Annotated in this window: 8 protein-coding genes and 1 pseudogene; 4 read left to right on the forward strand and 5 right to left on the reverse strand. The window is 61.0% G+C overall.

Annotated features, from left to right (window positions below; genetic code table 11):
• Nucleotides 1-108 precede the first annotated feature (108 nt).
• Both SB772_RS36430 and SB772_RS36435 read right to left on the reverse strand, forming a co-directional pair.
• Nucleotides 109-342: a hypothetical protein gene (locus tag SB772_RS36430; RefSeq protein ID WP_410833624.1), complete on the reverse strand. Its 234-nt coding sequence runs from the start codon at nucleotides 340-342 to the stop codon at nucleotides 109-111.
• 446 nt (nucleotides 343-788) lie between these two features.
• Nucleotides 789-2,978, reverse strand: a complete 2,190-nt coding sequence (locus SB772_RS36435) for a SulP family inorganic anion transporter (RefSeq protein ID WP_410837963.1) — start codon at nucleotides 2,976-2,978, stop codon at nucleotides 789-791.
• Between the two features lie 516 nt (nucleotides 2,979-3,494).
• Here SB772_RS36435 and SB772_RS36440 point away from each other — a divergent pair.
• Both SB772_RS36440 and cqsA read left to right on the forward strand, forming a co-directional pair.
• Nucleotides 3,495-6,779, forward strand: a complete 3,285-nt coding sequence (locus tag SB772_RS36440; RefSeq protein ID WP_410837964.1) for an adenylate/guanylate cyclase domain-containing protein — start codon at nucleotides 3,495-3,497, stop codon at nucleotides 6,777-6,779.
• Nucleotides 6,780-6,927: 148 nt separating this feature from the next.
• Nucleotides 6,928-8,220 (forward strand): alpha-hydroxyketone-type quorum-sensing autoinducer synthase, encoded by a 1,293-nt coding sequence (gene cqsA / locus SB772_RS36445; RefSeq protein WP_410837965.1) that lies wholly within the window; start codon nucleotides 6,928-6,930, stop codon nucleotides 8,218-8,220.
• Nucleotides 8,221-8,236: 16 nt separating this feature from the next.
• On the opposite strand, the gene SB772_RS36450 is transcribed toward cqsA, so the two are convergent.
• Together SB772_RS36450 and SB772_RS36455 are read right to left on the reverse strand one after the other, a co-directional pair.
• Entirely contained in the window at nucleotides 8,237-9,268 is a 1,032-nt protein-coding gene (locus SB772_RS36450; protein ID WP_410837966.1) for a response regulator, read from the reverse strand.
• Nucleotides 9,265-10,647, reverse strand: coding sequence for a sensor histidine kinase (locus SB772_RS36455; protein WP_410837967.1), 1,383 nt, complete (start codon nucleotides 10,645-10,647; stop codon nucleotides 9,265-9,267). The genes SB772_RS36450 and SB772_RS36455 overlap by 4 nt, the downstream gene beginning before the upstream one ends.
• Before the next feature lie 581 nt (nucleotides 10,648-11,228).
• Between SB772_RS36455 and SB772_RS36460 the strand changes: the two genes are divergently transcribed.
• On the forward strand, nucleotides 11,229-11,561 hold the full coding sequence (locus SB772_RS36460; RefSeq protein ID WP_410837972.1) for a GNAT family N-acetyltransferase: 333 nt from the start codon (nucleotides 11,229-11,231) through the stop codon (nucleotides 11,559-11,561).
• A gap of 246 nt (nucleotides 11,562-11,807) precedes the next feature.
• On the opposite strand, the pseudogene SB772_RS36465 reads toward SB772_RS36460, so the two are convergent.
• Nucleotides 11,808-12,147: pseudogene (locus SB772_RS36465) on the reverse strand (DUF1326 domain-containing protein); the annotation flags it as partial.
• Nucleotides 12,148-13,066: 919 nt separating this feature from the next.
• Between SB772_RS36465 and SB772_RS36470 the strand changes: the two are divergent.
• Entirely contained in the window at nucleotides 13,067-13,345 is a 279-nt protein-coding gene (locus SB772_RS36470) for a PAS domain-containing protein (protein WP_410837973.1), read from the forward strand.
• Nucleotides 13,346-13,539: the final 194 nt, after the last annotated feature.

The raw sequence follows: 13,539 nt of genomic DNA on the forward strand, positions 1-13,539 counted from the left end.
CGGCGCTCCATGTCCTGCCGGCGCAGCTCCCGCTTGCGAACATCGAGGAGAGCGCACGTCGGAGGATCGGACCGCATCCCGTCGGTGCAACTCTCCCGTCCAGCTAACTCATGCCTTGACGAACTGCAGGCCGCCAAAATTCTGGATGGTGGGAATATCGACCTTCGTGTACGTGTCGGTCTGGGTGACCGGCGCCACCACGATGGCCGGGCTGGCGAAGCCGCCACCCAACGCCGCGTTGATGTTTCCTGCGTTGTAGTTGCTGCCGCCGCGTACAGCCGAAAGGGCCTTGGCGGACAGTTCTTCGGCGTGTGCGAGGTCTTTGATCATCAGCGAGGTCATGGTAAATCTCCTGGGTTTGCTTCGGTTTGGGAAAGAGCACTATTCGTTGCGCTCACAGGTACAAATGCATAGGATGTGCCACTCTCAAATCGCGAGCCGTGAAGAATCACCTAACCGCATGAAAACAAAGCGGAATAAATATTTCGCACGAGCTGTTGCGAAGCATTCTGAAGGGCTGGAGAAAAGAAGATGTCCTGCTATGACAAACACGTCTCTCAGTGACTGTTTGTTTTTGAACAACAGATGTGCGGCAAATCGCGTTGCGCTCGTGATGAGCAAACGACCCTTGCATGGCGCTCCTGCTCGCATTACGTTGGCGAAGTGCCACCGTGCAAGGCACTCCAGCAACAGCCCAATGCACGCGCCTCCGCTCAACCAATGGGAGACGGTGCGATGCAAAACCTCGTCCAGATCGCGTGCGCAGCCTGCCTCGTCATAGCAACCTGTCAATGAGCCGCGCGCAAGGCTTCGTCCGCGACAGCCAGCCGTGACGCCATGACCTTGACGACAAAACGATGGATTTGCCGCGCGGTCACGGGATCATCCTGCTCGAGTGCGTGCAACGACTCAAGTGTCAAACGCCGGACACGCGCGGGACCTTCTGCGAACACATCCGCACTGCGCACCCGCTGCGTGTACACCGCCATTTCGCCGACGATCGTACCTGGCCCGAACGAGCGTAGCCTGAGGGATCTCCCGTCCGCGAGCGGCAGTAAGACGGCGACACGGCCGCGCTCGACAAAGTACATGGCGTCCCCCGGCTCGCCGTGACGGAACACTGGCTGCCCCGCGCCAAGCTCCCGCACGTCTAGAAGGGCCAACAGCCTGTCGAGCGCGTATGACGTGAAATGCGGTGCGAGCATTGCCTGAAAATCCTCTTCGCCGCAAGGCAGCGCGCGTGAATCCGACGCGAGAAGCGTATCTTCGATCCATTCCAGGCCGGCATCGAGCGTCGCGAACTCGTGAATCCTGAGGCTCAGCGTGCCGGTCTTCATAAGCAGTTCACGCGAGCGTGCCGGCAACCCCGTCAACACCAGGTCCGCATCGATCGTCGCGCACAGCTGCCTGAGCTTGACGAAGCTGACCGATACCGACGCGTCCATGCCGTTGGTCGAAGCGAAGTCGAGCACGACAAAGCGAACCGGTAGCGGCCCGTGCCTGGCCAGCCGCTCGCGCACGCGCTGCAGGATCGAATTGGCGGTGCCAAAGAACAGGAACCCCTGCAGACACGTACCGCATACCTGTACGCCGAGTTCGCGAAGCCGTTCGGTTGCCTCGATACTGCGCTCGACATTCGATGTGCGGGTACTGCCGTCGAACTCCATCCGAACGCAACTGACGCGGCCGTACAGCAGGGCGAACATCACACATGCGGCGATGACCCCCGCCACGACGCCCGTGACGACGCCGTAGAACGCAATAGCGCCGAGAATAAGCGGTACAAGTAGATACTCATGCCAGTTGAGCTTGCGATACGCACCGATTAGCCACTGGATCAACAGACGCAGTCCCATGAAGAGCTGCAGCCCGACCAGCACGGGTACCGGGAATAGCGCCACCAGGTCCGGCGAGACGGCCAGAACGAACAGGCACGCGAGGGAGGCGAATACACCCGCCATACGGCTTGTCGCGCCGGCGCGTGCGTTGAGCATCGATCGGTTGAACGACTGGTATCCGACCATCCCGCCTAACATCCCGCTCGCGATGTTAGCGATTCCGGCGGCCCTCATTTCGCGGTTCAGGTCGATGTCTTCGCCTGTGGCTGCGCCGATCGCCGTCGAATTCATCAGGATCGTGATCGCCGAAATCGAGGTGACCACGAGCGTCTCCGGCAAGTGCGCAGCGATTGCCGGCCAGTCGACGCTCCCGCGCGTCAGCAATGCCGGAACATGCAGCTCTGGAATCCGGATCGGGTGCAGTGCCACGCGCGGAAGCAATAATCCCGTGTTCCGGGCGTCGTCGATGGACAGGCCCGCAACAAGCAGGAGCAGGTAGAACAGCACGACGCCGAGTGCAAGGGTGAGCGGCAGCGCCGCAGCGTGTTTCCAGGTGAGCGACAGGAGCGTGGCTAACGCGCACACCAGCACGGCGGGTGTCCACACCAGCCAGTTCAGGTGCGTCATCAGCGCCAATGTGTGCCAGTTCAAGGGCTCGCCGGTCACGACCCGAAACGCGCCGGCTAGCAGGAGGTAGCCGGTACCGGCAAGGAACCCGCCTACGACCGGGTAAGGCAGGAATTGCAGGGAACGGCTGCGTTTCGACGAACCGACCGCATACAGAATGACGCCCGTCACCACAGAACACAGCGCGATGGCAATCAGCACCGTCAGCAGAATTGTCTGGGGCGTACCGCCGTCAGCCCGCACGCTGCTCGCGACGCCTGCCGCCACACCGGCAAGAAACGCCGTCGCGTTGCCGTCGGGTCCGGCGATATTCATGCGCATCGAACTCGTCAAGGCGATCACCAGTGCCGTTACGACGCAACTGATGAAGGCGGTGGGCACGCCAAGCGCGGTGTAACGGGCGAGATCCGCACTAAAGATCATCGTGCCGAGGCTCATTGCATAGCAGAGCATGACCAAGGTCGACACCATGCCGGCCGACAGGTCTCCGACCAGCCCCGTGAACCGTGGCACGGAGCGGGCATCGGGCGAGGAACCTGTCGTAGCTGGCTTCACAGTGCTTCCCGGTAAGGGCGGATGGAATCCAGCCTGGGCCGTGCGGTTCGCGCGGCGCGCCGCGGTTGTGCTTGGCTCGAACGTCACCCATCGTTTCGAACGGCGAACGACTGCACGTTGCGCTTGCCTGCTCGCCCGACACTGTGGCCGATTCGCAAAGCAGTATCCGTCGTGGCTGCAGCCAGTGTCAAACGCACTGCGGCGCGCCGACGCGCTGCTGGCCGAATTTGCATCCACCTCGTCGCTCATGCCCGGTATCCGTTTCCTTCACACTGGACGTACACTGTCCTTTCGGCTGGAAGGCCTTGAGCACGGTGTACGTTGCACCGGTCACAGCCAGGCAACCGGCGTTGCGTCGATTCGTATGATCTGTTGGTGCAACGCGGCCCGGTTCGGGCATACGGCTCGCAGCCTGCGCGGCCACGAACTGCGGCGGAACAGGCGTGTTCGAACGCACCGGATTGGGCGGCGGCAATGGATATCGATCAGTGGCTGCATGCATTGGGGCTTGAGCAATACGCACCCACATTTGCCGAGAACGACATCGACGTCGCGATGCTGGCACAGCTCGACGACGCGGACCTGAAAGAGCTCGGCGTCCTCTCGCTCGGCCACCGCAAGCGCCTGCTGGCGGCGATTGCCGATCAGCGCGACGCCGCACCGTGCACAGCGTCGCCCGCTGTCAATGCGCCGGCAAGCGAGCGCCGGCAAGTCACCATCCTCTTCGCCGACCTGTGCGGTTTTACCGCGCTGTCGCAAGCGCTCGATCCTGAAGAGTTGCGCGAGTTAACCGGTCGTTACACAGCGCTCGTCGATGGGATCGTCCTCGCTTACGGCGGCACGATCGACAAGCACATCGGCGATGCCGTCATGGCAATCTTCGGTGCCCCGCGCGCGCACGATACCGATCCGCTGCGCGCGGCGCGTGCCGCGCTGGAGATTCATGAGGCCCTTAACGGACTCGGCAAGCAAGTGGCGCCTGCACTGAGGGCACATGTGGGCATCGCCAGCGGCGAGGTGGTCGCGGGTCCGCTCGAGCGCGCCAACGTTCGGGACTATACGGTCCTCGGCGACTCCGTGAACCTCGCCGCCCGGCTGGTTGCCGCCGCCGGCCCCGGGGAAACGCTACTCTCCGATAGCGTGCATCGCGCGCTCGGCAACTGCGTGATGAGCGACGCCGTCGGAGCGATGCGCTTCAAGGGGATCGACTCGCCGGTGCGCGTCTGGCGTCTGCGCGGTCTCGCCTTTGAACCCGTCACGCCAAGCCGCAGTGCGTTTGTCGGCCGCAAGGCTGAACTCGAGCAATTCAAGGGCCTCGCCCGTGCGTGCCTCGAACAGCGGGCCGGCCACGTCGTCTATATCCGCGGCGAGGCGGGCATCGGCAAGACGCGGCTCGTCGACGAGATGCGCCGCTTCGTCGAAACGCTGGGCTTTGTCAGTCACCGCGGCCTCGTACTGGATTTTGGCGTGGGCAAAGGCCAGGACCCCATCCGCACCATTGTCGGCAGCCTGCTGGGCCTGCGGCCCGCAGCCGGGTCCGATGAACAGCGCGCCGCCGCCGGACGGGTTGCCGCATCCGGGGCCGTCGGCCCCGATCAGCTTATGTTTCTCCACGACATCCTCGACCTCCCGCAAACCGGCGAATGGCGCACGCTTTACGACGCGATGGACAGTGCCGCCCGCACGCGCGGCAAGCGCGCGGTCACAGCAGCGATCACGGAGGATGTCTGCCGGCACAGACCAACCATGATTGCCGTTGAGGACCTTCATTGGGCCGACCCGCAGGTGCTCGGTTACCTCGCCGCCCTCGCCGTTGCGATTGCGAACGGTCCGGGCCTGCTTGTGATGACGTCGCGCGTGGAGGACGATCCGCTCGACGCGGCCTGGCGGGCAAGTTGCCGCGGCACGCCGTTCGCCACGATAGACCTCGGCCCACTGCGCAGCGACGAGGCGCTGAACCTTGCCGGCAGCTTTATCGATGCGACCGAGCGTGTCGCGCATGCCTGCATCGAGCGAGCCGGCGGCAATCCGCTGTTCCTCGAGCAACTCCTGCATAACGCCGAGGAAGGCCGCGAGGAAGCGGTCCCCGCGACGATCCAGAGCCTCGTGCTGGCGCGCATGGACCGGCTGACTCCGCGCGACCGCGAGGCGTTCCAGGCTGCCTCGGTAATCGGACAGCGCTTTGACCTCGCCTTGCTCCGGCGGTTGATCGATGCACCGGCGTATGTCTGCGACGGACTCATCGCCAGCGCGCTCGTCTTGCCGGAAGGCGAAGACTTCCTGTTTGCGCACGCGCTCATCCAGGAAAGCGCCTACTCGACGCTGCTGCGGGCGCGCCGGCGTGACTTGCACCGCCTGGCGGCCGACTGGTTTGCGGCGACCGACCCCGTGCTGCGAGCCCAGCATCTCGATCGCGCCGAGGACAAGCGGGCATCGCAGGCCTACCTCGACGCCGCGATCGCACAACGCGCCGCCTACTTCACCGAGGCGGCATTGCGGCTAGTCGAGCGAGGTCTGCAAATCGCACAAACGGACGTGGATCGCCACGCGCTGATCTGCTTCAGGGGTGAACTCCAACGGGATCTCGGCGACATCGCCGCATCGATCGCGACGTACCGTGCGGCCGTGGCCGCCGCTCCGGACGAAGCGAGTCTCTGTCAGGCCCAACTTGGGCTCGCCGAAGGCCTGCGGGTGAGCGAAGGTCTCGCCGAGGCCCTCTTGCTGCTCGACGCCGCCCAGCAAATAGCGCAACGTCTGGACAAGGTGCCTGAACTCGCGCGCCTGCATCACCTGCGCGGCAACATCCTCTTTCCGCTTGGCAGGATCGAAGATTGCCGCACCGAGCATGAGCGCGGGCTTGCCTATGCACGGCGCCTCGGCTTGCCGGAGGCCGAAGCGCGCGCGCTCGGTGGCCTCGCCGATGCTGCCTACGCGCAAGGGCGCATGCGCACCGCTTTCGAGCACTTCAGCCGGTGCGTTGCGTTAAGCCGCGAACACGGCTTCGGCCGCATCGAGGTCGCCAATCGTTCGATGGCCGGCTTCAGCAGGATCTACCTCAACCAGGCACGCGCGGCGCGCGAGGACGTAAGCGCCGCCGCACACGCCGCCGCGCTGGTCGGTCAGCCGCGTGCGCAGATGCTGTGCGAAACGTTAGGCGCCTTTGCCTGCTACGAAATGGGCGACATGGAGGCGACCCTCACCCATCTCGAATGCGAGACGCAGATCATCCGTCAACTGGGCGCTCGCCGCTTCGAGGCACAGAATTTGGAAATGCGGGCGCGAGTGCTGCTCGATAGCGGGCGTCGGCGAGAGGCCGCCGAATTATTGCGTGAAGCGCTAGCGATTTGCCGCGAGGTGGGAACGCAGTTCAGCGCACCCAAGGCCGTGGGCGCTCTGAGCCGCGCTGTCGAGGACGACGGTGAACGCGTGCGTCTGCTCGCCGAAGGCGCCGACATGTTGCATCGCGGCGCGGTTGGTCACAATCACCTGTGGTTCTACCGCGATGCCATGGAAGCGATGCTGTCCGCCGGCGACGCAGCCGGCGCACTGCGCTACGTCACTGCACTCGAAGACTATACGCGCGCCGAGCCGCTGCCATGGGCGGAGCTGTTTGTGACGCGCGGCCGCGCTCTCGCTCGCGCGCAGCAAGACCATTCTGGCGAAGAAGCGCAGCGCGAGCTCGAGCGTGCACGCGTGGCCCTCGTGGAAGCCGGCTTCAACAGCTATCTGCCTGCGGTGGACGCTGCGCTCGTCGCGTAGCGAAGGCTTTGCCCGAAGTCGTCGATCCACAGGGGCAGCGGCTGAACTACAGGCAGATGCGTCGGTGACAGGCCACACGGGAAAAAACGACTGGCTCACTATGGGCCTGCTGTCCGCTACCGGCAGCAGCTAACCTTAAGGAGCCGAAATGAAAGCCGTTTTTGACCGCTTGAAAAAAAACCATAACTCACCATCGCTTCCTGCCTTTGTGGCGTCGCGCGTCGAGCGATATTACCGGGAGCGGGTAACGGATACGTGGGGAGGCGGGCACATCATGCGCGGTCGCATCCCGGGACCGGATGCGCTGCATCTGTCGAGTAACGACTATCTCGCGATCGCGCGCCACCCCGGCATCATTCGCAGCATGGGCCGGACATTGCGTTCGGACGGCAACGGACTGTTGATGTCGGGCATCTTCCTGCACGGTGATTGCCCGCAGTTGAAGTTCGAGAACCGGCTGTCGACGTTCATGCGCGCGGAGGCAGGGGTGCTATGTCAGTCCGGCTATACGGCGAATATCGGGCTGATCCAGTCGATCGCTTCGGCACGAACGCCCGTCTACGTGGACATGATGGCGCACATGTCGTTGTGGGAGGGTATCCGCAGTGCGGGCGCGATCCCGATACCGTTCAGGCACAACGACACGGCGCATCTCGAGCAGCAGATCGCGCGGTATGGGCAAGGAGTCGTGCTGGCCGACTCGATTTACAGCACGAACGGTAGCGTATGCCCGCTTGTCACGCTCGCAGATGTATGCGAAAGGCATAAGTGCGTGTTCGTGGTCGACGAGTCGCATTCGCTCGGCACGCATGGTCCGCGTGGAGCGGGACTTGTTGTCGAGCTTGGACTTGAGTCTCGCGTCGCGTTCCGCACAGCAAGTCTTGCGAAGGCTTTTGTCGGCCGGGCCGGCTTCATCACCTGTCCAGCCGGTTTCCAGGAGTACTTCAAGTTCGAGTCGAATCCTGCGATCTTCAGTTCCACGCTGTTGCCTCATGAGATCAGTGGACTGGACGCGACGCTGTCGGTGATCGAAGGTGCCGGCCGAAGGCGCTCGAGACTTGCATCGAATGCCGCCTGGCTGCGGGAGCGGTTGAGGGAGCTTGGGTATAACCTGAATGCCGGTGAGAGTCAGATCATCGCGCTCGAAGCGGGTACGGAACAGCGCACGATCGTGTTACGCGACGCATTGGAGTCACGGGGCGTTTTCGGTTCCGTGTTTTGTGCACCGGCGACGGCGCGCAATCGTGCGCTGATCCGGTTGTCGATCCACGCTGCGTTGACCGATGCCCAGATCGAAAGGATTGTGAGCGTCTGTCGTGACATTCGCGGCGAGGCTGAGCTTGACAGATGGCCCTCCACCCGGCGCCTCGGGGACCGGCTGCCGTCCCACAGACACAGCCACGAACAAAGTACGGCAGACAGTGTGTTAGCGGTCGGATAGCGGCATGTCATGGAGTTCACATGAGTGAACTCCATGTCTTCTGTATGTCGCTGTCCAGCCACTCAAGGTAGCGGTCGTAACTCAGCACGTGGCTCAGATCAAGCCCGGGAGGATTGGGAATCACGGCATAAACGTAAGTTTGTTGCCCTGTAAACTGTGTTGCCGGGTGCATATAGCTCTCCCACGCGATGCCATCCGCAGGGAAGTACCCGCTGGTTTGCCAGAAGTACGGCAAACTCCCGCCGCTGTCCAGTGCGTCGAAAAAGCCCACTGGTGCCCCTTGTACGCCGGCTATCTCACGCAGACCCCGCAGCGTTTCGTTCGTGTGGACAATCAGCAGATAGGACTTGCCGGTACCATCGAGCATGAGTAGCCCATTTGGCGAGTATGAAAGGTAATGTTCGACAATACCGAGCGAATCAAAGAGTTCTCTTACCCGCGCGACCAGCGCTTCGTCGCGCAAAAACGTATATTCCGAGGTCACCAGCGTGTCGAGGATCGACTGACACCTGTTATCGAAGTAGGCATGCTGCATATCCCGCACCGCGCGATTTAGAGCACTGATGGCCGATGCGTCCTGCTTGCGAATGAAGCGATGAATGATGCCTTCATTGAAGCTCTCCACCGCGATGTGCTCGTTTGCCTTTCCGGTCAGCATGATCTTGCGTACAGCAGGGTCAGTAATGCGGCGGCAGAATTCAAGACCATTCAGCCCTGGCATGTCGTAATCCACGACGACAACTGATGCTGCCTGAAACCGGTCGTTGTCGAACACCTGATTGCGGACGGTGTCGACGCTCATCGCGATGACGTGCTGAGCCTCGTCCTCATCGGTTCGGTCCCGGTACGGAGCGAAGATTTGTTCCTCGGGTGCACCGGGACGAGGGCGTTCATTCACGAACCGCAGGGCTTCCCTTGACGAGTTGAAGAGCCGGAAGGCAAGGCTCGGTTCGAGTTGCAGGCAGAGATTCGACAGGAATGCCGAGCTGTCGTCGACGAACGTGACCGTTGTCGGAAAATAGAATGGTTTGATCGTATCCATCATCATGGCCGGGGAAAGGTCAACACAAACTCGGTATACATGGACTCGATAGACGTACAGTCGATGGAGCCGCCCATCGCGCGCATGACGTCACGACAGAATGCGAGGCCGATGCCGGTGCCGACGGAGGGGTCATCTGCTTCGGCCGATGACGTATAGAAGCGCGTGAAGATGTGGGGAAGTACATGGGACGCGATGCCGACGCCGGTATCGCGAAAGAGGAGTTGGTTCGCGCGTGGTCCAGGCGCAAGCCGGATCGAGATCAGGGCGCTGTCGACATCTGCCATTCCGCGGAACGCATTTTTTAGCAGATTGAAGAGCACATGGACCACCAGCATGCCCGAGCCTTCGAACGTGAAGTCATTGATAAGATCCGTGAGCACCCGTTGCTGCTCTCCTCCGTGAAATGGATAGCGGTTGAGCGCGGTCTCCACGCATTGCCTGATCGAGCAATGTGTGGCCTGTTGGGAATGCCCGTCGGTGAACCGTGCGTTCGCGAGCAGCATGTCGATAATGGTATTGGAATGAACAGCCTCCTGCTCAATGCGGGCGAGTACTCCGTCCATGAAATGAAGGTGAGCGACGCGGATCTTGGGAACAAGTAGCCCGCTGTCTTGAGCGATGCGGTACGTTTCGAGTAGCAAAGGCAGGTAGCTTCCGAGGCCCGCGGCGCCGGCGCGGATTGCGAGTAGCGGGGTACGCAGTTCGTGGGCAATGCTACCGGCGGTTGCCAACATTGCCCGCTCCTGCTCGACCCGGATACGCTCCGTGTCATAGTTGGCAATGGCGCCGATCGCTATCGCAAACGAAAAAATCGCCAGATGGACGAGATACGACATATTCACGCTGACAGCGTCGGTTGTTGCGCAATAGGCGAGGTACGCGAGCGCAATGCCGATCAGGAAATTGAGCAGCAGCATGAGCCAGTCGAGCAGCAACACCATGACGAAAGCAGCAATCAGCGCGCTTTCCACCCAGACGTTTGAGCCATTGTTTTTCAACAGCATGAACGTGAAAAAGAACGGCAGTGAGTAAAGGATTGTCGCGTACCAGTAGTAAGGCATGAGCTTTTTCGCCCACGACGGCCAGCGGTCGGAAAATAGAATGGGAATAAACAGCGCGGAGCCGACCAGCCGCAGCGGCAGGTTTTCGTAAGGCTGGGGAAAGAGATCGTTCCAGATATAGTAATAGAGCGGGAAGCCGACGATCGCAATGATCGAGAAGGGGCGCATCCGGCGACTCACGTATTGCAGGTTTCGCAAGGCAGGAGCGAACACCTGGGCAAGGAATAGGCGGATCGGCACCAACGTGCGAGCACCCCGCGGAGGTATTCTCGTTGCGTCCATTGCTTCCAGAATAAAGGATTTACCGGGTTTCTCAGGCAAGGTTCCGGCGTTGAAACTGTTGATGCTTCACGCGGCATCGTCTGGATTATGAGGCGCGCGCATTTATGCGCCCCAATTTACCAACCTGTCGAAGTTATTTGCCACGGCCCCGGCACAAATCTTGACCTAAGGTAACGCCGATGTCACGGCAAATAATTGCCTTCATCCACTTTGCCAACTGCTATCCGCGTACACGGTCTTGTAACCAGGGGAAGCATGCGCTGGTATGTATGCGTATTGAATCAAATGGCGGTTCGTTATTGGGGCTGGAACCACCCGATATTTTCACCGATACGTGACGCGGTTCATTCACCTCGGAACGGTTGATTTGGCAAATGGTCGAATTCGATTTGCGCCTGTTCAACCCGAATCCGTGAACAAGAGGGGCAGACATGAAGGCAATCGAAAGCAAGCGTTCGTCCATGCATATCGGCTCCCGGGCGGCTGTGTGCCTGCTGGCGGCGGGGGCTGCCGCTTCAACCAGTTCCGCCGTGTAACAATCTCGACTTTTCGAGTGAGGAACATCTGGAGACATGACTGAAGATCGCCGCAGCGGGTTGGAAATTAGAAGGCTATCGCCGATGGAATGGGTACAGGCATACCCTGTCATCGCACAACTCCGTTCTCTTGACGAACCCGAATTCCTGGACCGGACTAGCCGGCAATCGTATTCGGGCTACGAGCTTGCTGCAGCGTTCCAGGACGGGAAGATTATCGGAGTAATAGGCATGAGGCCCGTTCATACATTAGCGCGTGGGGCACACCTGCATATCGACGACCTCGTGGTCGACACGTCAGCCCGTGGGAACGGCACCGGCCGATCCTTGATTGAATATGCCGAAGCCGACGCCCGTGCCCGTGGTTTGACCGCAGTATTTCTTGACGCGCGGGCCGGATGCCGTCCCGTTCTATGAGCGAGAGAACTATGTGCTACACCCGGCACCATCAATGAAAAAAGTTCTGGTGCGCTGAGGGAAAGGTGGTCACCGTCAGCGCGGTTCCCCACGCCTTCAGCCTATGAATTGTCAAAGCGACCGCAGATGACCGAGGGGCGCATCGCGGAAAAGCCTCCGTTGCCCTTTCTATACCCGCGATCAGCCGCACCGACCGTGAGCAGCCATGCAGCGGTATGCAAGCGACGGTGGTTGCGTGGATAGGCGTCACGACTGGAATGTGAAATACCCCCTGAATGGCATTGTGTCCGCTCAGATCGAGATCGATGCCGAGCTTCTGGTCCTGCCTCCGGAACGTGGTGGCTTTGCCTACAAATGCAGGCGATCCAGGGATCGTCGAGAAGATGCTTTCGACCAGTCGGGTCGGCTCACCTGCAGGTCCCAGGTAGGGTTCGAGTTCGGCGTAGGTGGTGTTGCCGACCTTGAGGGTGCCTTTCCCCTCGCGCACATCGAAATCGATTGCGGCACGCTCGATCGCCACGATGTCGCCGAACAGTTTGGCGAAGTCGGCTATCGGACCGCCCCGCTCACCCCGGTAGACACTGGCGAAGTGACTTAAATATAGGCACCCTGAGCCGACGCGGTGAGTGGGTAGCGATGTAGGAAAACCCTATGCCGTCGGCGCTGCGACTTGTGCGGGTTCCCGGCCTCCTCTGCTTTTGCGCCCGCTTGTCGCGCCGGATTTCGCGGCGCACCGGAATCGGAGCGATTCCCACGAGGATTGCTACCGAGGCCAGCAGGACTCGGAGCGTCAAGCTGTCTCCGAGCAAGGCGACCGCGCTGCTGCAATACAGGCTTCCCCATTGCCATGCACGATTACCCCGGCGTCCGGGCGGCGACGGAGGCGACGGAGGCGACGGAGGCGACGGAGGCGACGGAGGCGACGGAGGCGACGGAGGCGAAAGACACGATGTTGGTTAGCCGGTTCGATGTGCTTATGAATTTCCTTACGTAATTTTCAGCAAATCCTTGATGAATTGAGTCTTCAGCAAGTGCGTCTTGCCGCCGTATACCTGATCAATCGTAACGTTACTGGTTGTCACGATAGCGGACCATTGCCGGGGGCGGCCGTGTCGCTGGCCTACTTGCACATCAAAGGTCCTCATCGGCAATATGCTTCTTACCGACGCCGCATTCCAGCGCCGAGCGAGTATCTGGCCCGATTGCCGCCAGAACGCCTGCTTTGGACTACCCCTTGAATCAACCGCTTCAACCCGCCTTGTGGATCAGGTCCCGTCATCGTCCACGCATGCCCTTTCCATCATAGGAGCTCCTCCTGGTTATCAAATCCGATCTGCGCGATGCCTCGCTGATCACTCATGCGCGATGAGCGGTTTATCGCACTAGTTGCCATCGGCGTTCGGTTTCACCAAAGCCTGGACCTTATTTTTCTGGACGGAGAGAACATGCGCAAGAATTTGCCTAATACACAGCGGGAGCACGATTTCCCCAGTAGCGCCACACTGATGCCGACCACCGACACGCAAAGTCACATTACCTACGCAAACGCCGCGTTCGTGCAAGTCAATGGTTTCGAGAATGAAGAAATCCTGGGGGCAGCCACACAATCTCGTCCGACACCCAGACATGCTGGCTCAGGCGTTTGCCGACATGTGGAGCACGCTGAAGACGGGGCGGCCGTGGACTGCCTTGGTCAAGAACCGCCGCAAAGACGGCTCTGCTTCGGAATTGAGCGTCACGAGTCCTCGGGCGATGGAATCATTGGCACGTGCGAATTGTGCTAAGTGGGGTTTCGTGAACCGGTTGTCGGAGATGCGGGCGATGTTGTCGAACGGCTGGTTGTGGGAGGGCGTCGCCTTATGCAACGGGAATACGCAGCTTTAACTGTGATCGGCAGCACACGACCCACTCCAGCCATAGGACCCGCCACAACATAACGGCAGCTCTCCAAGGTACAACGGTCATTCACTCCTTCGAA

It is taken from the genome of Paraburkholderia sp. SIMBA_030 (assembly GCF_046535245.1).
GTDB lineage: Bacteria > Pseudomonadota > Gammaproteobacteria > Burkholderiales > Burkholderiaceae > Paraburkholderia.

Excerpts from the sequence above, each read along its gene's own strand:
- SB772_RS36450 (WP_410837966.1), bottom strand. The coding sequence starts at position 9,268 with ATGATGATGGATACGATCAAACCATTCTATTTTCCGACAACGGTCACG.
- SB772_RS36440 (WP_410837964.1), top strand. The coding sequence starts at position 3,495 with ATGGATATCGATCAGTGGCTGCATGCATTGGGGCTTGAGCAATACGCA.
- SB772_RS36460 (WP_410837972.1), top strand. The coding sequence starts at position 11,229 with ATGGAATGGGTACAGGCATACCCTGTCATCGCACAACTCCGTTCTCTT.
- cqsA (WP_410837965.1), top strand. The coding sequence starts at position 6,928 with ATGAAAGCCGTTTTTGACCGCTTGAAAAAAAACCATAACTCACCATCG.
- SB772_RS36430 (WP_410833624.1), bottom strand. The coding sequence starts at position 342 with ATGACCTCGCTGATGATCAAAGACCTCGCACACGCCGAAGAACTGTCC.
- SB772_RS36470 (WP_410837973.1), top strand. The coding sequence starts at position 13,067 with ATGCCGACCACCGACACGCAAAGTCACATTACCTACGCAAACGCCGCG.